Source organism: Coprococcus sp. LG101-27 (assembly GCF_027695515.1).
GTDB lineage: Bacteria > Bacillota > Clostridia > Lachnospirales > Lachnospiraceae > Allocoprococcus > Allocoprococcus comes.
Map to the genome: position 1 here is coordinate 221 of NZ_JAQEUJ010000035.1, position 22,346 is coordinate 22,566.

General features: G+C 53.8%; 34 protein-coding genes. 8 read left to right on the top strand and 26 right to left on the bottom strand.

Annotation, left to right across the window (positions count from 1 at the left end):
* The 6 genes from PG766_RS15365 to PG766_RS15390 form a co-directional block, all read left to right on the top strand.
* Nucleotides 1-1,600: VaFE repeat-containing surface-anchored protein (locus PG766_RS15365; protein WP_270591182.1), on the top strand; the 1,600-nt coding region annotated here is incomplete at its 5' end.
* An 80-nt stretch (nucleotides 1,601-1,680) separates the two neighbouring features.
* Entirely contained in the window at nucleotides 1,681-2,322 is a 642-nt protein-coding gene (locus PG766_RS15370) for a hypothetical protein (protein WP_118384400.1), read from the top strand.
* A gap of 14 nt (nucleotides 2,323-2,336) precedes the next feature.
* Nucleotides 2,337-3,155, top strand: coding sequence for a class B sortase (locus PG766_RS15375; RefSeq protein WP_270591185.1), 819 nt, complete (start codon nucleotides 2,337-2,339; stop codon nucleotides 3,153-3,155).
* A 149-nt stretch (nucleotides 3,156-3,304) separates the two neighbouring features.
* Nucleotides 3,305-4,357: an ArdC family protein gene (locus PG766_RS15380; protein ID WP_197032206.1), complete on the top strand. Its 1,053-nt coding sequence runs from the start codon at nucleotides 3,305-3,307 to the stop codon at nucleotides 4,355-4,357.
* A 67-nt stretch (nucleotides 4,358-4,424) separates the two neighbouring features.
* Nucleotides 4,425-4,805 (top strand): hypothetical protein, encoded by a 381-nt coding sequence (locus tag PG766_RS15385; RefSeq protein ID WP_195509435.1) that lies wholly within the window; start codon nucleotides 4,425-4,427, stop codon nucleotides 4,803-4,805.
* Between the two features lie 24 nt (nucleotides 4,806-4,829).
* Nucleotides 4,830-5,612, top strand: coding sequence for a hypothetical protein (locus PG766_RS15390; protein WP_118199883.1), 783 nt, complete (start codon nucleotides 4,830-4,832; stop codon nucleotides 5,610-5,612).
* 63 nt (nucleotides 5,613-5,675) lie between these two features.
* Here PG766_RS15390 and PG766_RS15395 read toward each other — a convergent pair whose 3' ends face one another.
* From PG766_RS15395 to PG766_RS15420, 6 genes are all read right to left on the bottom strand, one after another.
* Nucleotides 5,676-5,879 carry a hypothetical protein gene (locus PG766_RS15395; RefSeq protein WP_118199882.1) on the bottom strand — a complete coding sequence of 68 codons (204 nt, stop codon included), beginning with the start codon at nucleotides 5,877-5,879 and terminating at the stop codon, nucleotides 5,676-5,678.
* 161 nt (nucleotides 5,880-6,040) lie between these two features.
* A complete protein-coding gene (locus tag PG766_RS15400) occupies nucleotides 6,041-7,420 on the bottom strand; it encodes a hypothetical protein (RefSeq protein WP_117527851.1) in 1,380 nt (459 codons plus the stop codon).
* A gap of 61 nt (nucleotides 7,421-7,481) precedes the next feature.
* Complete coding sequence (locus PG766_RS15405; RefSeq protein WP_055158153.1) at nucleotides 7,482-8,063, bottom strand: hypothetical protein; 582 nt, start codon at nucleotides 8,061-8,063, stop codon at nucleotides 7,482-7,484.
* A gap of 3 nt (nucleotides 8,064-8,066) precedes the next feature.
* Entirely contained in the window at nucleotides 8,067-8,255 is a 189-nt protein-coding gene (locus PG766_RS15410) for a hypothetical protein (RefSeq protein ID WP_117527849.1), read from the bottom strand.
* 79 nt (nucleotides 8,256-8,334) lie between these two features.
* On the bottom strand, nucleotides 8,335-8,550 hold the full coding sequence (locus PG766_RS15415; RefSeq protein WP_175305471.1) for a hypothetical protein: 216 nt from the start codon (nucleotides 8,548-8,550) through the stop codon (nucleotides 8,335-8,337).
* Entirely contained in the window at nucleotides 8,543-8,863 is a 321-nt protein-coding gene (locus PG766_RS15420) for a helix-turn-helix domain-containing protein (RefSeq protein WP_055168065.1), read from the bottom strand. The genes PG766_RS15415 and PG766_RS15420 overlap by 8 nt, the downstream gene beginning before the upstream one ends.
* Nucleotides 8,864-9,053: 190 nt before the next feature.
* Between PG766_RS15420 and PG766_RS15425 the strand changes: the two genes are divergently transcribed.
* Together PG766_RS15425 and PG766_RS15430 are read left to right on the top strand one after the other, a co-directional pair.
* Entirely contained in the window at nucleotides 9,054-10,385 is a 1,332-nt protein-coding gene (locus PG766_RS15425) for a hypothetical protein (protein ID WP_270591192.1), read from the top strand.
* Nucleotides 10,386-10,400: 15 nt separating this feature from the next.
* A complete protein-coding gene (locus tag PG766_RS15430; protein ID WP_055158144.1) occupies nucleotides 10,401-10,847 on the top strand; it encodes a hypothetical protein in 447 nt (148 codons plus the stop codon).
* A 162-nt stretch (nucleotides 10,848-11,009) separates the two neighbouring features.
* On the opposite strand, the gene PG766_RS15435 is transcribed toward PG766_RS15430, so the two are convergent.
* The 20 genes from PG766_RS15435 to PG766_RS15530 form a co-directional block, all read right to left on the bottom strand.
* Entirely contained in the window at nucleotides 11,010-12,275 is a 1,266-nt protein-coding gene (locus PG766_RS15435) for a relaxase/mobilization nuclease domain-containing protein (RefSeq protein WP_270591194.1), read from the bottom strand.
* Nucleotides 12,276-12,434: 159 nt separating this feature from the next.
* On the bottom strand, nucleotides 12,435-12,704 hold the full coding sequence (locus PG766_RS15440) for a hypothetical protein (protein ID WP_117786575.1): 270 nt from the start codon (nucleotides 12,702-12,704) through the stop codon (nucleotides 12,435-12,437).
* A gap of 14 nt (nucleotides 12,705-12,718) precedes the next feature.
* Nucleotides 12,719-13,009 carry a hypothetical protein gene (locus tag PG766_RS15445; RefSeq protein ID WP_270591196.1) on the bottom strand — a complete coding sequence of 97 codons (291 nt, stop codon included), beginning with the start codon at nucleotides 13,007-13,009 and terminating at the stop codon, nucleotides 12,719-12,721.
* A complete protein-coding gene (locus PG766_RS15450) occupies nucleotides 13,002-13,721 on the bottom strand; it encodes a hypothetical protein (protein WP_270591199.1) in 720 nt (239 codons plus the stop codon). Before PG766_RS15450 ends, PG766_RS15445 begins: the two co-directional genes overlap by 8 nt.
* 13 nt (nucleotides 13,722-13,734) lie before the next feature.
* Entirely contained in the window at nucleotides 13,735-14,160 is a 426-nt protein-coding gene (locus tag PG766_RS15455; protein ID WP_270591201.1) for a helix-turn-helix domain-containing protein, read from the bottom strand.
* Between the two features lie 35 nt (nucleotides 14,161-14,195).
* Nucleotides 14,196-14,417 (bottom strand): hypothetical protein, encoded by a 222-nt coding sequence (locus PG766_RS15460; RefSeq protein WP_270591203.1) that lies wholly within the window; start codon nucleotides 14,415-14,417, stop codon nucleotides 14,196-14,198.
* 8 nt (nucleotides 14,418-14,425) lie between these two features.
* A complete protein-coding gene (locus PG766_RS15465) occupies nucleotides 14,426-14,821 on the bottom strand; it encodes a plasmid mobilization protein (protein ID WP_270363618.1) in 396 nt (131 codons plus the stop codon).
* 590 nt (nucleotides 14,822-15,411) lie between these two features.
* Complete coding sequence (gene mihF, locus PG766_RS15470; RefSeq protein ID WP_270251318.1) at nucleotides 15,412-15,741, bottom strand: integration host factor, actinobacterial type; 330 nt, start codon at nucleotides 15,739-15,741, stop codon at nucleotides 15,412-15,414.
* A gap of 9 nt (nucleotides 15,742-15,750) precedes the next feature.
* Complete coding sequence (locus tag PG766_RS15475) at nucleotides 15,751-16,023, bottom strand: hypothetical protein (RefSeq protein WP_117527833.1); 273 nt, start codon at nucleotides 16,021-16,023, stop codon at nucleotides 15,751-15,753.
* Nucleotides 16,024-16,074: 51 nt separating this feature from the next.
* Nucleotides 16,075-16,275, bottom strand: coding sequence for a hypothetical protein (locus PG766_RS15480; protein ID WP_270591205.1), 201 nt, complete (start codon nucleotides 16,273-16,275; stop codon nucleotides 16,075-16,077).
* A gap of 18 nt (nucleotides 16,276-16,293) precedes the next feature.
* Complete coding sequence (locus PG766_RS15485) at nucleotides 16,294-16,530, bottom strand: hypothetical protein (RefSeq protein ID WP_270591208.1); 237 nt, start codon at nucleotides 16,528-16,530, stop codon at nucleotides 16,294-16,296.
* The gene (locus PG766_RS15490; RefSeq protein ID WP_117527829.1) at nucleotides 16,523-17,095 is read right to left on the bottom strand and encodes a ParA family protein; all 573 of its coding nucleotides are present in this window, start codon (nucleotides 17,093-17,095) and stop codon (nucleotides 16,523-16,525) included. The genes PG766_RS15485 and PG766_RS15490 overlap by 8 nt, the downstream gene beginning before the upstream one ends.
* Before the next feature lie 253 nt (nucleotides 17,096-17,348).
* Nucleotides 17,349-17,753 (bottom strand): single-stranded DNA-binding protein, encoded by a 405-nt coding sequence (locus PG766_RS15495; RefSeq protein ID WP_181966995.1) that lies wholly within the window; start codon nucleotides 17,751-17,753, stop codon nucleotides 17,349-17,351.
* 198 nt (nucleotides 17,754-17,951) lie between these two features.
* On the bottom strand, nucleotides 17,952-18,455 hold the full coding sequence (locus PG766_RS15500) for a 3'-5' exonuclease (RefSeq protein ID WP_270591213.1): 504 nt from the start codon (nucleotides 18,453-18,455) through the stop codon (nucleotides 17,952-17,954).
* Between the two features lie 9 nt (nucleotides 18,456-18,464).
* Nucleotides 18,465-18,926: a hypothetical protein gene (locus PG766_RS15505; RefSeq protein ID WP_270591216.1), complete on the bottom strand. Its 462-nt coding sequence runs from the start codon at nucleotides 18,924-18,926 to the stop codon at nucleotides 18,465-18,467.
* A gap of 19 nt (nucleotides 18,927-18,945) precedes the next feature.
* On the bottom strand, nucleotides 18,946-19,161 hold the full coding sequence (locus PG766_RS15510) for a hypothetical protein (protein WP_270591217.1): 216 nt from the start codon (nucleotides 19,159-19,161) through the stop codon (nucleotides 18,946-18,948).
* A gap of 138 nt (nucleotides 19,162-19,299) precedes the next feature.
* The gene (locus PG766_RS15515) at nucleotides 19,300-20,217 is read right to left on the bottom strand and encodes a zinc-ribbon domain-containing protein (protein ID WP_270591218.1); all 918 of its coding nucleotides are present in this window, start codon (nucleotides 20,215-20,217) and stop codon (nucleotides 19,300-19,302) included.
* Complete coding sequence (locus PG766_RS15520; protein ID WP_270591220.1) at nucleotides 20,214-21,518, bottom strand: DEAD/DEAH box helicase; 1,305 nt, start codon at nucleotides 21,516-21,518, stop codon at nucleotides 20,214-20,216. The genes PG766_RS15515 and PG766_RS15520 overlap by 4 nt, the downstream gene beginning before the upstream one ends.
* Nucleotides 21,519-21,529: 11 nt before the next feature.
* Nucleotides 21,530-21,907 (bottom strand): hypothetical protein, encoded by a 378-nt coding sequence (locus tag PG766_RS15525; RefSeq protein ID WP_270257906.1) that lies wholly within the window; start codon nucleotides 21,905-21,907, stop codon nucleotides 21,530-21,532.
* A 67-nt stretch (nucleotides 21,908-21,974) separates the two neighbouring features.
* A complete protein-coding gene (locus PG766_RS15530; RefSeq protein ID WP_173685608.1) occupies nucleotides 21,975-22,193 on the bottom strand; it encodes a hypothetical protein in 219 nt (72 codons plus the stop codon).
* Nucleotides 22,194-22,346 lie beyond the last annotated feature (153 nt).

Here is a 22,346-nt window from a genome sequence, read left to right on the forward strand (position 1 = left end):
GGACACCTACGGCACCGTCGATGTAACCTTCACTTTCGATGGGTCGCTTCTGAAGGACAACACACCGGTGGTCGCTTTCGAGTCCCTGTCCTACAAGGACAAGGAGATTGCTTCCCATAGCGATATCGAGGATGAAGACCAGACGGTCACCATGCACACCTCCGAGATTGGTACCACAGCCACGGACAAGCTCGATGGTGACAAGACCGTCATCGCCGATGCCGAGTCCACCGTCACCGACAAGGTGGAGTACGACCATGTGCTCACCGGCAAGGCTTACACCATGGCCGGTATCCTGATGGATGCAAAGACCGGTCTTCCCGTACTGACCGGCGAAGGCGCGAAGAAGTATACCGAGGATGACCTCATCAAGTTCACCTCCGGCCTGATGAACGTGCTTGGCTTCCAGTCGAACACCTACTCCATCAAGGTTAAGGACAAGGACTGGGGCAACGGTGCCGCCATCGTGAAGAACGCGGACGGTTCCTACACCTATGATGCTTCCGAGCGCACCGAGAACGAGGACGGCACTTGGACTGTCAAGACCGACACCCAGACTCTCACCGAGCAGGAAGATGGCACTTGGAAGCTCACCGGTCTGGAGGGTAGCGGCAGCGCCACCGCAGACGGCGGCACAAGCTACGTCCGTAATATCGAGGAGACCTACAAGGCCGATGAGGTCGAGGTCACTGATAACGGTATCGACTGGTCGAACGCAAAGAAGCTCCCGACCGCTTCCATTGACCTCGCCAAGGTCAAGGCATATGCCGAGGAGAACAAAGACCTCCTCTCCTGCCTTGTCTACAAGACGGCGGAGTTCACCCCTGAGAAGGAGTCCGGTTCCATCGACATGGACTACACCTTCAACTCCAACGACGTTATCGACCGCCTGTCCGGCGAGACCAAGAACCTCGTGGTCTTTGAGGTCATGTTCAAGGGCAGCATCGAGAACGCTTCCGATGAGACTCCCGTTTCCATCGTCGCGAGCGAATGCGATAAGGACAACGAGGGACAGACGGTAAAACTCGCCCCGAGTACCATCGGTACCACTGCGACTGACAAGTCCGACGGTGACCATGAACTGATGGCTGGCAAGGATGCCGTCATCACTGACGAGGTGAAGTACGAGGGTCTTATTCCCGGCAAGGAGTACACGCTCCATGCCACGCTCATGGATAAGAAGACCGGCGAACCTTTGAAGGTTGCCGACAAGGGCGTGACCGCCGAACTCAAGTTCACGCCGAACAGTGAGAGCGGCACGGTCTCCATCAACCTCGGCGAGTTCGATGCAACCTCCCTCGACGGTCATACACTGGTTGTCTTCGAGGAGCTGACCAAACAGAGCGATATCGACGGCAAGACCACGGACGTTACCGTGGCGGAGCATAAGGATATCAACGACGAGGGACAGTCCGTGACCGTCACCTCGACCCCGGCAGGCTCCACCTACGGAAAGACCGGCGTTGACATGACGAACATCGCCATCGCCATCGGCATCCTCCTGATTGCCGCAGGCTGCGCGACCGCTTACGGCATCAAGAGCCGCAAGACCACCAAGGGCGATGCGGACGAGAGCGCAGAGGATAACACCGAAGCCTAGTGCCCGTAACGCCTGAAACCGGCAGGGTGCCAGCTCTTCGGCACCCTGCCTTCCTTTTAATTTGAAAGGGGGATACACCCATGAAGGACGATAAAGAGAACGATATCGAGATGAACGACGGAGATTCCACCGAATCACCTGCGGATGGGAACAACATGCACGCGAACCCGGAAAGCGAGAAGAAGCCGCATAACCGGAAGGTCATTGCCGCCATCTGCGGCCTTGCTCTCGTCGCGCTCATCGGCGGCGGTGCCTATTATGGCATCGGCCACCAAACCGATGCAGATTCCAAGGCCGAATCCGTGCAGGCGAATGATTCCAAGGAAAGCGGTTCCGACGCGTCTGCGAAGGACGGCTCTAAGAGCAAAGAGAAATCTCACACCCACGACTGGTCTATCACCTACAAGACCGTCCACCATGACGCTGTGACGCACACGGAGCACGTGGCACCCGTCTACCAGAACCTGACCACCTACCATACCGTTTGCAATGAGTGCAAGCAGGTCATCGACGGCAAGGCCGATGACCACATCAAGCAGACCGGTCACTCCGGCTACTCCACCAACGTCCCCATCACCGATGAGGTCATGGTGAGCGAGGGCTATGATAAACAGGTCACCGACACCCCGGCTTACGATGAGACGGTCATCGACAAGCTGGTCTGCACCACCTGCGGAGCGACGAAGGATGCCCCGCAGGCCACATCGGATGCCGCCAAGTAATTCAGATGTCCAGATTGGGAAATCATAACCGGAAATCCCGTGCGGCTTTTGCGGCAGCGGCGGTCTTCTTGGCCGTCGCTGCCATCCTTTTCGGCGTGCTGCTTCATTTCTATCGGGATGCAAGTCCCTCACCGTCACCAAACGGCACGCCGCAGGAAACCGCCACGGAAAGCGCAGGTGGTCGGGAATCCGAGTTCCCTACTGTTGATTGGGATTACTGGAAGAGCGTGAACGGGGATGTTATCGGATGGATAACCGTGCCGGGGACGGATATCAACCATCCCATCCTGCAAGCTCACGCATCCGACCCGGATTACTACCTGCATCACGATATCTACCGGAACTACAATCCCTTGGGTGCGCTCTATCTCGACGCAGAATGCGAGAAGGAGGGCTTTCAAAGTCCGAATGCCGTCATCCTCGGACACAGCCTGACCCTCGGGAACGCGGTCACCTGTTTCGGCAACGTCCAACGGTATAGCGATAAATCCTTCGCTTCTGAGCATCAGACGGTACTCATCCAAACCCCAAACACCAAGATGCGCTACACCGTGCGCTTCGCAAATATCGTGAAGGGATGGGAGCCGACCAAACGGACGGTCTTTGCCGGTGATTCGGATTTTCGGAACTGGTACGATTCTTCGCGAGAATCTGCCGCCATGGTACTCGATACCAATTCCGAAGCGAATCAGGTCATCTCCCTCGTCTCCTGCTCCTATAACTTCTGGAAGCAGAATGAGCGGACGGTCGTGACCACCAGTATCGACCAAAAACAGGCGCAAACGGAAACTGTTTCGACCGAATCCCGTCAGACTGGCTCTGGTGCCGAATAAGGACAGGTTTCAATCTGTTCGCACTCACGCTACAAACCTACCGCCAAGACCCCGCAGATTCGATTCTGTGGGGTCGTTTTCTTAGAGCATGTCGGAAAAGCGGCAGCTATCGTATAATTTTAATGAGCTTTCCCGGAAAGGAGACCATGATGAAATCTAAGCAGAAGCAGACTCCTACGGAGATTATTGATAACCAGCGTCAGGCGGTCGTTGAGAAAATCATCGAGGACATGAAGCGCGACGGGCTTCGTTGGGCAGAACCGTACCTGCCCTCCCTAACACCGCACAACCCCGTCTCCGGCACCGTGTATCAGGGCGGAAACCGCGTGCATCTTGGCTTCATCGGGTTCATGCGCGGCTACACGGACAACCGGTGGGCTACCTTCAACCAGATAAAGGATGCCGGTTGGCATGTGAAAAAAGGTGCCAAGTCCGCGCTCATCGAGAAATGGAAGCAGTTCGCCTTCTACAAGGAAAACGAGGATACCGGCGAGAAGGAGCTTGCCGGACGCTACCCGAAGCTCGTGGGCTACTGGAACGTCTTCAATGCGGAGGATATCGAGGGCATCCCGCCGGAGAACGCTCCCGTCCATCTGAACGACCGAACGGCAACCATCGCACAGAACCTTGAGGAGTCTTCCAGATGCCCCGTCATCGAGAGCAGCGGCTACCTCGGAAGTGCCGCCTACTCTCCGGCTACCGACCGCATCCTCATCGCCCCGCGAGAGACCTTTCGCTCAGATGAAGCGTTCACCCGCGTCCTGCTGCATGAGATGACCCACTCCACCGGACACCCATCCGCCCTCGCCCGTGAACTCGACACCCGGTTCGGAAGCCCCTCCTATGCTGAGGAAGAGCTGGTCGCGGAGCTTGGAAGCCTGTTCCTTTCCGCAGACCTCGGTATCCAGAGCACCGATTTGGAGGGCGAGTTCTACGAGAACCACGTCTCCTATCTGCAATCTTGGATGAACGCCTTGGAAAACGACCCATCCTACCTCTTCAAAGCCGCATCGAAGGCAGACCATGCAGACACCTTCATCATGGAGCGCTACGAGGAGGAGCTTGGAAAGAACATCGAGATTGACGCACCGGAACTGGAAGAGGAGGTATCGCTCGCCGGGGAGAGTCATGACATGGCAAGCACATCCGAACACCAGCCGGAAAGCGAGATGCCAGAAAATGTTCTCTCCACCGTTCTGTAACATGCGTTTGCCAAAAAAGAACGTGTGTTCAATTCCTATATTGCCGTAATACCGGCATTATAGTATAATGGTAACATATGATAACAGCCATCTGGCAGAAAGGACGATAGGTATGGCAGAAATGGAAAAGAGACCTTGGCGCTTCACCATCGAGTTCGATGATGAGAAGGCAAAAAGGAATGGTTACAACGTAGATGACCTCTACGATTGCGTGGGAAAGTATGCGGAGCAGATGGGCAACGTGCGCATCGGTCTTGGTACTTGGCAGGCAAAGAACCGCAAGGTGCAGTTCGGGGCGCAGTGCCCTGTTTGCGCGACTCTATCCAAACAGCCTTGGGTGATGCAGAACATTAAGTCATGGCGCACCTATGAGGATATGAATGAACCGGAGGGTGAAGACTACCTACAGGTAATCCGGGATATCAGTCCGGAACGTATTTACGACTAACCGCATTTACACTTAGGATTCCAAATGGAACTTGATAGGAAAGCATTTCACTTCGACCTAGACAACGAGTCTGTTGAACGATTCTATACTGGTAAAAAGAACCCATGGTCAGACATTCAAGACTTTCTGGAATCCCATTGCTTTGAAAAGCCACAATATTCTGGATATGAATCGGCTGAAAATATCGTCATGTCCTATCAACGTGCTTATGGCACCATAGATGAGATGATGAATGAGTTTCCTTGGTTCCAAAAATGCTTGAAAGCGGCCACCTTCACGGAAATCGGTGAAAGCTACGATGTGAAGGAGTTTCTTGAAAGCGGAATGCAGTTATCCCCTTCCTCTCGCCCCGACACCCGTAAGGAGCTTCACTTTGATTTGGGAACGGCTGCGCTCAGCGAAAATTACAGCTCCATTAGGCCGAACGCTTGGCGCGGCGCTTGGACGCTTATCCGAATCTTCATGGAACGCAACGGATTCATCCATACCCAGTATTCCGGATACGAGTCTCTAGCGATGATGCCGATTGACAAGGCGATGGCCGTCATGGAGAAATTGCAACAGCGATACCCTTGGTTCAAGGATTCCCTTCTCGCCGCGTCGCTCACCGAGGTCGGCGAGCGCCACGATGCTCTCTCCTATATCAAGGGTTCCAGTGGTATCATCGTTCCGGTTCCCGCCCATTCGTTTGAGCGTGAGGAGCCGGATTTCTTCGGTTCCGAAATCGGTGATATGAAAGGTGCAACCACAGAACTATCGAAACAGAACGGGTTGGAACCACCGAAAAACCTGAATAACGAGCATTAGAAAAAAGCCCCGGCCATTGGTCGGGGCTTTTCATCTATATGGACTCTCTAACTGTTAGTCTTGTCATCCTGCACGATACGGTCTAGGCTCTTTCCAGCCGATAGCCGCTAGACCTCCATGGCCGGTACATTCTTCAAGCGCGACGGTCTTTTTGCTCACATGAGTCTGATACCTTACATCATCCGCCGGTTCCGTTCCAGCATAAGAGCATACTTCGCTCTCATGGAAATAGACATAGCTGCGATAGGCAAGCGAACTCGGATGCATCCGATGACCCTGCTCTCCGGGTTTTGGTTCATATCCCCACTCGCGCCATTGCTTACGCGTCTTGAATCGTGCGCCAAGCTCAGGCGGAAGGTGATTCTTTACTGGTAGCCCGGTCTCTTCATTGCAGTAATCGTGAGGTATATCCGTAAACATGAAATCCCCTATTTCCGAGCACCGCAGGAACAAGTGTAGTATGCCGCAGAATCTGTAATCGTAACCGTTTCCTCCCATGCCGCAGAATCTGTAATCGTAACCGTTTCCTCCCATGCCGCAGAATCTGTTACGGTATTGTATACCGTATGATATGCGCCACATGCTTTATTGCCTGCCATAAGTGCATTATACGCATGAGCTTGTTCATTGCCCGTGATATCTGCTCCGCAGCCGTTGCAAATTGAGCGCTCTTCCGTATGGGTCACTGCGGGATGGTACACTTTCTCCGTATGGGTCACTGCGGGATGGTACACCTTCTCCGTATGAGTCACCGCAGGATGGTAGATATCATACTTATGAACATGCGCCGGGGTGTCATCCTTTTTCGATGAACTGCCTGAATTGGTGTTTGAGCCGGAGTTGCTGCTGTTGCCGCCACTCGGCTTGCTATCGGATTTTCCTTCGTCTTTCTTGGAAGATGAATTGCTCTTGTTTCCAGAATTATCGGAGCTGCCTGTGGTCTTCCCATTATCCTTCTTGGAGCCGTTGGATGAGCCTGAATCGCTCTTCTTGCTGTCGGAAGTTTCCGGGGTCTTCGCGTCGGACTTCTCTTCCTTGGCCGTCTCCTGCGCCTTTTCGCTCTCCTTCTCGACGGCATCGGCATCGGCGTTCGGGTTCTTCTTGATGTTGTCCTCGAACTTCTTCACGACCTCAGCGCCCTTGTCTCCGGTCAGGGTGGAATCGCCCTTCTTCACGGCTTCCGCAACGTCCTTGGCAATGGCGGTCAGGTCATCTTTCGTTACCTTGTCCGCATCCACCTTATCGAAAGTCACGCCTGTGGCAACTGTCTTGTCGGCTTTTCCGGCGGTAACCTTCTTCGATGGCACCTTATAGATGGAGCCGTCGGCGTTCACCGGTGAGATGAATGTGACGGTATAGGTACCGGACTCACCGACCTTCACGGTCACCTGCTTGTTCGCGGCGATAGCAGTGTAGAAGTCTACTTTCCCGTCCGCATCCTCGATATGGGCGATGACGGGCGTGGAGGTGTCCGCATCCCAGCCGTCGGCCTTCACCTCAAGGATGAGCGCCATGTCCTGCTCCTCATCGTCCTTTGACTGGGACACCGCAGGGACGTTCGCTTTGCCCGTCCAATCCGCATGTGTGATGGCATATCCGCCGCCGATGAGAAGCGCCGCACAGAGGATTCCTGCACCAGCCGCGCAGACCTGTTTGCGGGAGAACTCGCGCCCGAAGAGCATGAGCGGCTTCTTAGCGTTCTCCTCCTCCGTTGAATCCACGACCTTCGGGATTTCGGCGGTCTTGTCCGCCGGGACACCCTCAGTCTCGATGTTGTTGTCGTTAAACATATTGCTGTCTTTCTTCATTTCTGTCAGTCCTTTCTGTCTTATAAGAAGATTTCCTGCTATCTATATTACCGGTAGTTCTCTACACCAGCATACCCCATAGGACATGCACGAGGATGATGAGAACGAGGATGACCGCCATCCACTTGCAGTAGTAGAACAGTCTGTCTGGAAGCGTCACCATCGAAAGCCGCTCAATGCGTCTCTTGGATTCCTCTACCATCGAGTCGATGACCTTTCTGCTCCTTGCAGTCACCTCTTCGACGTTCTTTATGGTCATCTCCCCAGCTTTCTGCTGGGCATTCGCAACTCCCATGAGCGCCATCTGATTCGCCTGATGCTGCGCGTCCGCCGCGCCGTTTCTCAGCTCCTCGACCTTTTCGAGCACATCCTTCATCTCCGAAACCATGCCGCGCATCTCCCTTGCGATGCGTTCGTTGCTCCGGCGCTGCTCGGCGATAAGGTCTTCCAGCTTCTTCACGGTTCCGATGAGGTCGGTCTCGTCGTTCTCGTCCTCAAGCCTTCGTCCGGCGTTTCTGGCATCCCTCGCTTCCTCGGAGAGCTTAAGCTGCTGGCCGATACCGGCCATATGCCCGTCCGGCTGCTCAAGTTCCCTCTTCACCTCGCTAAAATGCTTTGCCATGTAATCTTCGCTCCTTTCCATCCGTCAGCCCTCCAAACCCTTGCCCCTCTTCTCGCGCACGCGGATAGCGATGGGCGTGTCGAGCAGATAGGAGAGGTTGTGTACCGCATCCGCGACCGGCACGGCATCCGCCATGCTCCCGCACATGTGTATCGCCTTCCAACCCTTCTCGCCCTTCACCGTCACCTCGACAAGAAAACGTTCCTTTTCCATCTCTCTCCTCGACCTTGCCGGTCTTTTCTATCGGATAGGGACAGCCTATCGCATCAGGTGTCCCTTTGTCTGGACACCTCTAGGGTTTACGCAGGTTCACCCCGCAGTTCGGGCAAAACTTCGGGACATATTCGGAAAACTCCTCGAACAGCGGCTCTTCGCTCTCCTCAGAATCCGTCATATCCTCCTCGACGCGCCCAGCCCATCCGCAGTCGGAACACCAGATGCCGTCCACGGGGTTTACATTTGCGGCTTTCGAGTAAGCGCTCCCTATGGTGATGAAAATCCTACTCATCGTTCTCAGCCCTCTCTCCATTGCTCTTCTCACGCACTTCGGCTTCCTTCCGCATCGCGGCAATTAGCTCCTCGGGTGTGATTCCGAGACCGTCCGCGATAGCAAAAAAGGACGCAAGGCTCGGCAGACGCGTCGGCTTTCCCCCGCTTCCGGCCATCCCGGCGAACCAAGCGGATTTGCTGATTCCGCTTTTCTTGATGGCGTTGTCGAGCGTCATCCCCTTCTCGTACACAATGCGGCGCACCGCAACCGCGAAACACCCGAGTTCCGGGAAACGCTCAACGGCTTTTTCCGCCTGTGGCTTACCCGCCATGGTATCTCCCTTCTTCCGTCTAGCTTGATTACTAGTAATATATCATACCACCAAACCAGATAAATCTTCAAGACGATACTCCATATATCCCGCACAAATAAGACAACAAACCAGCTTGAAAGCAACCCAGCAATATAGTAAAATAGACTCACTATCCATATATGGATATAAGGAAGGATGTGACGCATCAATGGACGATAAGCGCTATACGCTGATGAACAAGAACCGACCGGTTCTCGATTTCCTTTACAACCTCGACACGCACCATGTCGTGAAGATACTAAAGCGGCGCGAGCTTGACTTCGCTCCTCCCGCGATTCTCGATATGAAAGGAAACCCGACAAGGGCTGCACTCGACGTCTGGTGGCTCAGACGGGCAATTCCAGCGTCCCGTGCCCAGATACAGCGGCTCATTGCCGAGCTGCATGTCGATAGCACGCTCGCTCTGGCGGAAAAAAACTTCGGGCTTTCCCTCTCCGACCGCTACTGGATTAACGACCCGGAGAATCCGCAGAACTGGGATGATATCAACTTCTTCGACAACGACTTCACGGAAGACCTCGGGCTTCTGACTCTGGGGCAGGACTCTTCGAGTGACAATCCGAACCTCATGTCACCGAACTCCACGGTCGGCGGAGACCTGAACAAGAAGTGGACTATCTTAAACGGCGTGCGTATGCTCGTGAAGAGCGGAACCGGATTCGTGAACCAAGAGGTCTACAACGAGGTCATCGCCACGCATCTGCACAAGCGTCTTCTGACGGACTCGGATTATGTTCCCTATTCCCTTCATCAAGAAGGAAAGCGCACCTACTGCGCGTGTCCGAATATGCTGGGCGAAGATGAGGAGCTGATTCCAGCCTTGCATATCATCCAGAACCACAAGAAACCCAACTCGCAGAACGATTACCGATTCCTCGTCTCGTGCTTTGAAAGCCTTGGACTTGAGGATGTGGAAACCTATCTGTCGAAAATGCTGACCTGCGATTACATCGTCGGCAACTTCGACCGTCATTATCAAAACTTCGGTGTCATCCGTAATGTGGAGACGCTTGCATACACCCGGTTTGCTCCGATATTCGACACTGGTAATTGCCTTTGGTGTGATTCTGAATCATTGGACTTACCCGGCGACTATGCATATATTGCAAAACCTTTTGGACGAGGACTCAGTCCGGACAGGCAACTGCAACTTCTGTCCGGCTTCGAGTGGTTCGAGCCTGACAGGCTTGACGGATTCGCCGATGAAGCCCGTGCAATTCTCTCGCAAAACCCGAACATGCCGCCCGCCCGTATCGAAAGCATCGTCAAGGGTGTCATGATGCAAATGGATTCGGCAATCGACTTCATCGAGAATCAACCGAGTTTTCATCGCCTAACCCCGGCAGCGGCAAAGACCAAAGAACCAAATACTCCCGATTTCCTCGATTCCGAAGTCGCGGACATGAAAGATGCTTCCGCCAAGCTACTATGTGATAGCAACAGCGAGCAACCGTCTAAGAACTTGCATACAGAACATTAGAAAGAAGGTCATACAATGCGAACTTATCAACACCCGATATACCAAGACAACACCATGGCAATTCGCGCCGAATATGATGAGGAAAAACGAGTCTTCGATTTGATGAAGAAGTTCCTCTATATCGTCGGGACGATAACGGCGATAGTTGTTTTCCTTTTGCTTCTCGTTAATTCCCCTGCCCTGATAACTCAGACAGGTGCAATTGGAATCATTGCACTCGTTCCCGTCCTGCTGGCTGCAACAGCCTTTACCGGGTTTTACGTCGGCACGGTACCGGCTGGCTACATCGCTGCATGGCGTGCAATCAAGCGCTCAAAGCTGTTCGTGTGGGGTAACGCTCTCGGACTGCTCCTCATAGCGACACTTCTTCTTTCCATCCCGGCTGCATTCGCGCCCATTGCCTTCCTTCTCCAGTGGTTGAAGGTGTCAAATCTCAAGCGTCAGCTTGACGCGAACGCATAGTGAGGTAAACTGAACGCGTTTTCTTCCTTCGTGGAGAAACTTTCTTGCTTTAGCCCGCTGCTCCCTGATGTGCGACATTAAGGGAACGGCGGGCGCTTTTATGCCGATTCTCGCAACCCGTATAGCGGCGCAGGCAAAACATCACGCCCGCGCCGCTTCTTCTTAACGCTCGCCGTTCTCCTTGTTCGGTTCCGGGCGTTCCTGCGCAGGTACCTGTTGCGCCCGCTGGGAACCGCCGCTCCCGGCGTTTCCGCCGTTCTTCTTCCCTTTCGGCATGACCGTCGAGGATACTTCCGCCCTGAGTTCATCGGCTCCGCGCCAACAGGCGAGAATCAGACGCTTGACCTCCGAATCGTCCGCGATATCCGAATCGGGGCGCGGGAGTTTCAGCTTGGGGATATCCGCGATTTCCATACCCTCCATGCCGCGTATCTCCTTGCGGTACTTCCGGTAGACGCTTCGGATTTGCGCAAGGTACTTCTCCTTCGTTTCCGTTCCCATCGCCTTTTGCCGCTCGATATCCCTCTTCTCCGCAACGGCTGCGCTTCCTTCCGCATGGATGGATTTCGCCACATTCGCCTTAAACGCAGCTTCCAACCCCTTCGTTCCGAGGTCTGCATCGAGCTTCGCCACGGAGAAGGCATAGCGATTGTTGTCCGTGTCGGTAACGTACATGCGCCCCTTCTTGAACTCCGTGTCAACGCCCCATGATTCCAAAAGCTCGCGGTAATCATAGATGTTCTCCGCTTCCCCGGCGGCGATACGGCACAGCTCTCGCAAGTTCGTCTTATAGGAGTCGATGCCGCGTGCCGCAAGTTCCTTCTCGATACGGGATGGCTGCTTCTTGTGGACGGAGGAATTGCGCTCGCCCTCCACGACCTGTTTCAACCCCCACTCGTGGTCGAGGTCGCGGATGCGGCTGGCACGTTTCACCTTGGCGCTTTTCCCGCGCCCCTCATCGAGCCGCTTGCCTGTTGACAGGTCGGTGCGGTTGATGACGATATGGACGGCATAGCGATGGGTCTTGTCCGCCTTGCAGTATTCGTTGTGAAGCGCCATCACTATCTGCTGGTTCGGGTAATGCTTTCCCACGTACTCCTTGGCATACCTCATGCACTCTTCCGGTGAGAGCCACCCACCGTTTAAATCGCACTCGTCGGGATTGAACCCGAGAATCTGGTGAAACAGAATCGTGTTCTTCGCTTCCTTAAGCTCCCCAGTCTTCTTGTCCCGGACTCTCCTTGCCGCTTTGTTGTGCCCGTAGGCTTCTCTGGTCATCCACATGTGATGCGCCCAGCGCTTCGGGTTCGTGCAACCGTCCATGTTCAGACTGTCGCGTAGAATCACCTTTCGGTCATCGTTGATATAACCGCGCAGGTTCTTCATGTGACCGGAACTCTGCACACCGGTCTGCTTGATGATGGTCAATGCAATTCCTCCCCTCATTCCCTTTTGGAATGAAACCCGCGCACCGGATACTCATGTGCCATACCGTTTCAGATATACCCGGACTTACATCGGTATGCCCGCGTCGCATCTTCGATATCCCAGTAGCACCCCCGGTCTCAACGCAGATGACAGGTCTTGTCATTGCGGTTTTTCCTCCATTGCTTTCACGCTATCCCAAAACGGCGATTCCATCCAGACGGATTTCAAGCGTTGCAGATACGTCTTCGCCCCATCTTGCGTGAACTCGGCATCGGCATCGTCCGAATGAAGATACCACCCGTTTGGAAACTCAACCCAAGATGCAACGGTCTCACCGAGTTCCATGCTCACGTATCTCGTGAGCGTTACGCTCCAACCGTCCTCCTCATAGTGAATCGTCTTCTCGCCTTCACAATCGGCCATTGCCATCGCTCCTCCTGCTTTCATGAATCTATTTTCACGGACACTGCACCCATGCCGGAAAGAATATCGCTTTCCGACAGTTTCCGATTTCCTGTGACCTTCGGCTCCGTCCCATGTTCGCGACGGTAACCGTTCGTGAAAAATCGGAATACCGCTTCCGTCGTTTTCACCGGAGCGTGCATGACAAACGGGTTGTATTCGTCATCGACGAAATAGAAAGTTCCATCTCTCTTCGCGATATGCGCCGGACGTTTGCAGGTTGGGCACCGTGATTTCAGGTCGCGGTAATGGAGCCATCCAGAATCAGTCATCGACGTACTCCCAGTGATAGCCACCTGCCATACCGGACGCGGCACCGCGGATACCTGCCTGCGACGCTCCGGTTTCTTTTGCCGCTTGGGTAATCGTTTTGTAAACGACACCGGTTTCCACGCAGCGAACCCTTATTCCTTTTTTACTGGGAAGTAAATCATCCGGCTCTGGTTCGTCGGCATAGTAAAAATGAAGACCTTTTGCCGTTCCATGCCTTTTTGCTGCCGCTTGAATATCTCTTTCCGAAACTCCCGTTTCCCGTGCCGCCTGAGCTATCGACTCGTAAACGACACCGGTCTCCTTGCAACGAACTCTTGTCCAGTTTCTATTCCGAAAGAACTCCTCATCCGGCTTCGGTTCATCGGCAAAGTAAAAGTGTAAGCCTTTGGTTGCTATATGCTTTTTCAATGCCGCATAAATAGCAGCTCGCGGTACGCCAACCGCTTTTGCTGCCTTTGCTTGACTTTCAAAACGTTCGTTCGTCTCAAGGCAGATGATTGGTCTTGAGTTCTTATAAACCTTTCTATCGAAAACCGAATCGTCCGGTTTCACTTCGTCAGCGTAATAGAAGTGAAATCCTCGACATGCCCCGTGGCGTTTCAGCGCATTGCTAACTAACGGCCATGCGGCACCAATAGCATTCGCAGCATCCGTGACACTTTCAAACCGTTCTTCCGTCTCAAAGCAGATTATCGCTCTCTTTCTTCCCATCCTGTTCGCCCGCCTATCTAAGGAAACTGTCTTTTTGGTTCTCGTATTCCTCTCTTGTGATTTTTCCTTCCTTCAAAAACTCCTTCCAAGACCACCATGTGCAAACGCACGACTGGATTGTTTCGTCGGTAAACCGGATGCTTCCATCCGCGCATGGCTTAATGCTGAACGCTTCCTCTGAAAGGAAAAGTGCGTGCATGAGTTCGTCATAGTGCTCAATGCCGTAAGTGTCGAAACATGCGGGTGCTACATCGAGTGCTTTCGCTATCCGTTCGAGCGTATTCTGCTTCGGACTACGCTCACCGAGTTCATAGCTTCTAAAAGCCGATTCCCCTAGACCTGCGGCATTCGCCAGTTCTCGTTGCGTCATGTTCCGGCGCATCCGTATCTTTCGGATGCTCTTTCCCAAAAGCCGATTTTTACGATTGCATTCCGTCATTTTCGTACCCTCGCAAATCAGAGAATCAAAACCCGTTATCGCATTTCAAAGAGAATGAAAATGGCGTAACCGGATGTAGCGATTGCGACCAACGCAATGAGAACTCGATAAAGGTAATCCCAGTTTCTTTCTCCAAACTTCCTTTTCCATTCTTTCGCTTCTGCTACGGATTTGCAGAATAGACTTACGCTAATAACAAGCGCTAATAATCCCGTCATGATGTAAAGCGAAAACATTGCGTGGTAAGTCATTCCCATATCTCCTGTCATTCGTTATCGAGGTTGTTAAAATCCTCGATTTGCAGATGGATGTTGTTCCGGTTTGCTTCTCTTCGGAGCGCAGCGAGCGCTTCCATGATTTCAGAGAACGACGAGACCTCTTTCTCCAAAACTCGTTTCGCTTCCCCCGGGTCGAACACCTTCACGCCGTAGGTGTTCAGGAACTTCATGAACTGGTTCAGGTTCGTTCCCTGCTTCGCGAGTTCGTGCGCTGCCTTTTTCAAAGGCTCGGTGTCGATGACCTTGATTGAAACATCGTCGGAAGTCAAAACCGCTCGGGCATACTCGCCCATTTTCATTCCTGCTCTTTTCGCGTTTCTGCGAATGGACTCTCTCTCTTTCTCGGTTGCGTAAAACTTTATTTGAACCTCACGATTACGCATCTCGCAATTCTCTCCTTTCCATTATTCGTAAAACACTTATGGCAAATTGCGCCGCCGCCATTTGTAAGTGACACGAAATCGGATAGTCGCTCTGCTGACTACAGAAAACCGGGAATCCTAAATTACCGGTTTTCTCAAGCGAAAGCGCTCTCCCGTCAAGGCTCCGAAAGCCGCTCGGGAGCAAGATGGAAGAGGGTTGAAAAGTCCATGTTAGTGGACTTTGAGTACCCACTTCCCAAATCTTGCAACTCGAAGAGCGGCCTTGGCCGGTGAGCACTGATATTATATCAGTGCGAGAGCAGAAAAGGCATGGAAAAGGGGGTGCCGCCGCACCCTTTCCCATGCCTTTTCTGCGGGGTTTCCGGCTTGCCCGGAAACCAAGAACCCGAGGTGCCGCCACCTCGGGTTCCCATCATCTGCGAAGACGAAATCAATTTCTTTGAAGACTTGACAAAGATTCCTTTCAATCGGTCATCATCATATTAACCTTCCAATCGCGTCTTGATAAGCGAACGGACACCATAAAAGGTGCCCGTTTTCTACGTTGCTGTTGATTCGTGCTCGCCATCCTCAATTTGAATTGCAGACCGCTACAGCTTCCATCCATTTCTTTCCAGAGCAACCAGCGCTTCACGTTGCCGGATGCCGAGTCCGCCGACACGCCTGCCTTTCGGTATCCGGTACAGTCGCATGATGACTACCGCCTTGCTCGCACCGATACCCGGAACACTTTGCAGAAGCGATGTGACCAGAATGCGTTTCGCATCCTCCTCGTCCATCGCATCCGTGAACGTAAGCTCGCCGGACTTCACGCGAGCTTTGAGTGCTGCATAGCGCCTGCGAGCCTGCATGGCAAGCTCTAGCGCATGGGCACGCTCCTCGCTGCTAAGGTTCGGCAGATGGTTCTCTTTCTCGGTCATCGTTGCTTCCTACTTCAACTCGTTGTCCCAGATGTTATCGTCAGGCTGCGCCGCATGTTTCCAACGGTTCGCATCCGCCCGACCGTTCCAGTCGGCGATAAACTTCTCGATAGCAATGGCGCATCCGCTGTCAAGAGCTTCTGCCCACCTCTCGTTGTTCTCATCGCACCAGTTCTGAAATACCGCAAACTCGGTGACATTGTTCTCGACGATGTGCCTTCGCATCCCCCGCATCTGCGCTATAAACCTCGCGGTGGCGGGAACCATGGTGATTAGGTTCATGTTCCAATCCCTTTTTCCGAAGTGAATCCATCTACCGGCTCCACTTCCTCTCTAATAAAAACGCCCGTCGATGTATTTCTCGATAACCGACGAAAGTCCGCTATCGAGTGCCTGAGACCAGCGGTCGTTGTTCTCATCGCACCAGTCCTGAAAATCGGTGAAGTCTGTGATGCCATTCTCGCGTATGTGTTTCCGCATCGCACGCAGTATGTCGTGCTTCGATTTTTCCGATTCCGTTACCATCAAGCCCATCCCTTCATCACCATCCCCTTAACCAAGCTCCTCGGCAAGCAGTCGGACGATGAGCTTGGTCATGCTCTCCCCCGTCTCGATGCGGTGGAGCTGCGCTTGCTTGTGGAGCCAAGCCGGGATGAGGAGACTGATTTTCTTGAGTTCCACCTCGTCCGTCTCATGCTTGCCGGAACCTTCCTTCTGGATATCCGCCATCTCGCGCTTGGACTTCTGCGCGCTCGCCATGAACGCGTTCGCTGTGGTCTTGTTAGCCATTGTTCTTCTCCTCTTCGTTCAGAACCGAATCTGCAAGCAGCTCAATCGGGGCGACCACATGGCTCTTCGGGTCGTACTCCGCCACGGACACACCGGCTGCTGCGGCACGTGAGAGGGCAACGGCGCGTGGAATCTTCGCGATGATGGGAACCTCCTCGCCCTCAAGGTACTCCACGAGCTGACGGTCGAGTGTGCCGTAGGCATAAAAGTTGTTGACGATGACATACGCTTTTGCGCCAGTGCCGGACTCACGCACGATATCGAGCGTTCTCAGCGTCGGCTCCATGTCGCGCGTGCTCGGAAGCATGGGTACGAGGATGAGATTCGCCGCGCGGCACCAATCGTTCACACCGCCCACGAGCACGCCCGCCGTATCGACAACCTGAAAATCGCACTCCTCCGCGAAATCCGGGTCATCGCAGACCTCATGGACGGAACCGCCCTGCGGGTCGGTAGTGACGAACGCCACGGTCTTGCCGCGACGCTCAAGCGCAAAGGAAAGCTCGTCCGCGATGGTGGTCTTGCCGACTCCGCCCTTCTGGTTGAGCATCAGAATCGTGTACATGTTAGAAGTCCTTTCTGTCCTGTTTGAAAAACGCTACTCACGGGAATCGGATGCGCGCACAAGCCCGTAACCGACGGTGACGGAAAACAACGAGCACACGGAGAATACCGCAGCAGCCACGTTTCCGAAAACGACCGAAACCGTAAGTGTGAGAAACGCCCACCATCCGACGGTCACCGCGAATAGCAGGCCGAGGAAGAGCATGAAGGGGATTTCCCGCACTGAATCGCCACGAAAGTGCATTCCGTCCTCCCTAGAACGGAATATCCGCATCATACGTTTCCGGTTCCGTAGACTGCCCCTGGGCGGAAACCGTATCCTTCCCGGCACCCTTCGAGTCCGCAAACTCGATATCGGTCACGAGAACGGAAAGGGCATGGCGCTTCTCCTCGTTCTTCATCCAAGAGTGGTAGCGGAGCCGTCCGTCCACCGAAACCTTCTTCCCCTTGGTGAGATAGGGAGCAAGTGCTTCGGCTCGCGCACCGAACAGGGCGCAATCGACAAACACCGGCGCATCGACATATTCGCCGGTCTCGCTGTCCTTCTTCTTCTCGTTGATGGCGAGTCCGAAGGTGAGGACACTCGCGGCATCCCCCTTCTTGCGAAGCTCCGCATCGCGCGTGAGGTTGCCCATGATGGTCACTCGATTGATAGCCATTTTCATACCCTTCTGTCTTATCCGGTTCGGATGTTGCGGCGGTACCCCCTGACCGGGGTTCCCTCCTGCTATCTATAAATATAGCAGACCAGAATACCAGCAACCCAGAGAGCAAGACAACCACATAGATTGCACACACTTGCGCGGCGAAGATAAGGGCGTGTGAAAAGCAACACTTCACACGCCCTAAGCACGTATCTACTCTGCTACGAGCCGTTGTTCGAGCCATCGCTGCACGGCAAGCGTCGCGAGCGCGTCGGCAAGCGAACCGTGTGCCCTGCCCGTCCACTCGTAACCGATATGGTCGGCGGCATCCACCAGCTTGTAGCGCCTTCCCATGAACCACGTGAACAGGTTCATGGTGTCCGTAATGCGTGCGTCCTCCCTCGGGCGCACCCCGACGGCGGATAGGAACCCGAGGTCGAATCCGACGTTGTAGCCGATAACCTCATCTGCCCCTGCAAAGATTTCCCTCAGTCGCGGGATGGCTGTCTCGATAGTCGGCAGGTCTGCCACGTCCTCTGGGTAGATGCCGTTGATGGCGCTCGCGTGCGGCCATTCGGTCTTCACGGTCGGTCGGAACCTCTCATCCAACAGGACGGAGCCGTCCCTTCCGATGATGGAGATGGTCAGAATCTCATCCGGGTCGCTACCGTTCGGATGAAGACCGGTGGTCTCGGTGTCAAAGCAAATGCTGTTCATTTCTATCACCTAATTCATGTAGCCGTAGACCGTCGTATAGCGGTCTGTCCTGTGTTCCAGCCATGCCAGATACTCATTCTTCGCTAGCTCGAATGCCCGCTCCTCGCGACTTCCTTCCAGCGAGCTGAAATATGCGACAATCGCATCCGGTTCATTTCCGTAGCCGTCATCAATCCTCCCGGACTCATCGCACGGAAGCCATTCGTTCTCTTTGTACTCCGTGCGGCGCTCGACCTCTATAGTCCAATAGGTAACGGAGCCGATGCCATGTTCCTCGTCATTGACCTCGTTCCCATGCGTCGATATGAATGCTTCCGCCGCCGCGAGCGCTTCCTCGGAGTTCTCGTATTCGCCAAGCTCATACGAATCCCCGTCACTGATATCCTCATGGTCTCCGCCATAACCCGGAACGGATGTAAAACCGAGCCGGAAGCTCCACCCGCTGACGAAATATCGGATTTCCTTATCCATGTCTGTAATCCCTTCTCGCCTAGCAGGCAGAAATCTCGACCCACTCGCAACTACCATCTGCAACTGCAAGCCCGTGGAGAGAGCACCAAAGCCCCTGCGCCGCACATTTCCTTGCGAACCTGTCCGCCGCGTACCCGCTTTTGTATTCGCGAGCCGGAACGAGCGTGTCGTAGAAGCAGACCTTGAATGCGAGGAACTTCTCATTTCGTCCGTAAGTCTTCTCGATGTAGCCCATGCCGGTGTCCTTTCCGTCAGCCCTTCTTGCTGCCTATAAATATAGCAGACCGGCATACTAGCAAGCAGGTGAACCGTACACTCCATATATCCTGCATATTCTGTCCAAAAAGAAAGGCACCCTCCCGGATGCCTTCATTCATTCGTCCAGATACTTCCAATGATATCCCGCGCATGTTTGCGATTCATTGCGCAAAGCTCGACATATAGCGCCGTCTGTTCTTTCAACATCCCTCCCGGCGCTCGTGATGGATTCGTAGGTTTTCCCCGTTTCAACGCAAACGACCGCTTTCATTTTCCTCTGTGACGTTTTCTTGCCATTGCATCTCGGACATCCTGTTCCTCGTTTCGCCCTGTGCCCTATAGTGGTTATCCATTCATAACCACATTTGCAACAACGCCACTTAACCTTTGTGTTGTTTCTTATAAGCAACTCGTCCGCTGTAATCCCGCTGTTGAGTTCGGGAAGATATTCTTTTGCAAGCTCCGGGTACTGAGAAGCAAGGTCGTTGAATCCCTTAAGCAGTCTTTTTTTTCTACAATAGGGACAACGTACAGCATTGAGCTTTCGATTTACGACCTTACATTGCCATACCCCGTGACACTTTGAACACTTCCACCAGACTGCCCGCGTGCTCCCTGCCAGAACATCGCTCGGCCTAAGTTCTCCATTGCGGTCATAGTCCCATTCGGCAGCAAGTTCAGGGTGTGTGGTTGCCAAATCATTGTAGCCTTTGACTAGCACGCGCCCATTGCACACTGGGCACAAATTCGACTTAAGTGCTGCGCCAAGCTCTCGCGACCATTCGCACCCACATATGGGGCATTTCCACCAATATCTATCACGCTGCTTCAACCTAACAAGTTCCACCGCACCATTCTTTTCCTCATCCCAAAGTTCTGCAAGTCGGCTATCTAAGGTCGGTTTTATTCTTTTTTTCCTTTCCCAATTAAAGCCGATGGCATCAAGTCTGGCTATTTGTTCGTCCGACAGTTTGCCGCGTTCATAAAGCCCCCGAAGGTCGCTCATGACACGTGTCACTTCAAGCTCGCTCATAGTTTTCCTCCGTTCAGTTGCGCCATCTGCTCAAGAAACGTAATTTTGTCCTCTATCGACTGCTGTTTCAGCGATTTCCGAATCTCATCTGTGAGCTGTCTATAGGTAAGCGTCCTGTCTATGATTCGGAAATCGCTTGGCGTGAACGGCAGTTGCTCGCTCTCTCCCGTTAGCCTTTTGAACGTTTCCTCCATTCGCTTTGGAATCCTTTCCGCTGCAACGATGGAACCAAAGTTATTGCAGAAGTCAAAAACGAGCGGGGTTCGGTTTCCTCCTGAAGATAATACGCGTCCGAGCTGCTGGTAGAACACGGTCGGTGATTTCGTCGGCCTGACCATCACGATGGCATCGACACCCTTGACATGAACGGCTTCATTGAGCTGGTTCACGCAGTAGAGCACCTTTAAAGCATCTGATTCATCATCCTTGAACGCCTGAAAGTCCTCGGAACCGTATGGGTCTGCACTCACGGTCTTATAAGCGTGTATCTCGCTGTTTACCGCCCCGAACCATTCCCGTCGCAGAAGCATGAACTCTCGGAGCTTTGCGACACGTGGGCAGAACACGATGACCTTCGCATCCCGTTTCTTAAGATGCTTCGCGATGGCTTCACGTACACCTCCTGCTTCTGTAAGGGAACGACGAAGATTCTCATACTTTTTCTGGAACCGCTTCATCACCATCTCGTCTTTTATTCCAGCAATGGACTTTGCCAGCCTTCCAAGCTCCTTCGGTGCTTCATAGAAAGCGGTGACGTATTTCGGAATCGGCAGGATTCCACGCAGCCACGCTTCCTCAAGCTCCATGGAATAGGCCACGTTCCCGTCGAACATCTCGTCCGCCATGTTCCTCCCGCCATCCGAGTATCGGATAGGGGTGGCGGAGAAGCCGACCACCTTGGCGCTCTCGTTCGCATCGAGGATGTGCGTAACACCCTTTCCCCATTCCTCCGCACCGCAGTGGTGAAACTCGTCTGCAACCACAACGTCGTAACCGGAAATCTCCTCACCGCGTCGTGCTGCCATCATTGCCGCGCTGTATGTCATGAATTGCAGGTTCTCGGGCGTGAACCCCGGCGCAATCTCGGTAAGGTTCGCCATCTGGTCGTTGAACATGTAATCGTTGGTGCCGAGCAGTAAGAACCGCTTGTCCGGGTTGTCCTGCACCATCTTTGCGATGATGACGAACTTTCCCGTTCCGGTCGGCTTGATGACGCAGGCACGGTCGCGCTCCCCAAGCATATCTAGGAGTGCGTCATATGCCTTCTGGTTATGCTCATACAGTTTAATCGTGGAACTCATCGTACATCCCTTCAACTCTTCTGACCGTTCTCGGTCTGCTCGCAATCCGCCGTGTCGTATCGCCAATCATCGACCGTGTACCGACGTTCGTGCATCGTCTCTACGGAAGACACCCTGACCGTGCCGTCCTCGCCCCGATGGCACCGGACTTTCCTGACCGCGACCCCGAACCCACGATTCTCGACAGATTTCCTATCCGCTGCCAAGCACGCTGCAAACCCTGTGAGGAACCGCGCTTTTAGGCCGTCTCCGGTCTCAACAAAGTCAATGAGTGCATCGACCAGCCGCTCATAGCTCCTCGTCTCGACCTTTCCGGTGAATCCCCATTTGCGGTGCGCCCCGTCGGTCAATGGTGCCATCTTGCCTGCCATGACCTCGTACCTATCCATTTACACGCTCCCTACTTATGTACATCGAAAAAGAGGGGCATCTCTTTCCCGATGCCCCTTCAACTCCTTAGCGAATGCCGTCCGGTGAATACGGTGACCAAGGCTGACCGAGGAGAACCAGCCAGTCGCACTCCTCGCTTTCCCCCAGCCGGAACAGATAAACCGCATCCGAGACAATCTTCTGCCAGTATGCCGTAAGGTCACCGAACCTGCCGGTATACTTGCAGTGGGGAACAGTGCCGCCCCCGTCATAGACCATGACCATATCGTTTTTCTCGATTTTCATTTGCTCCGTCCTTTCTGCCTTGGGATGGTTCCGGTGCCGTCCCCCTTGCTGTTATCTGTAATTATAGCTATGCGGCATACCAGCACACTCCACAACGCGAGACTCCACGCCTTCTCCATGGAACTCGGGTCATTAGGGGCGAGCAGCCCCTAA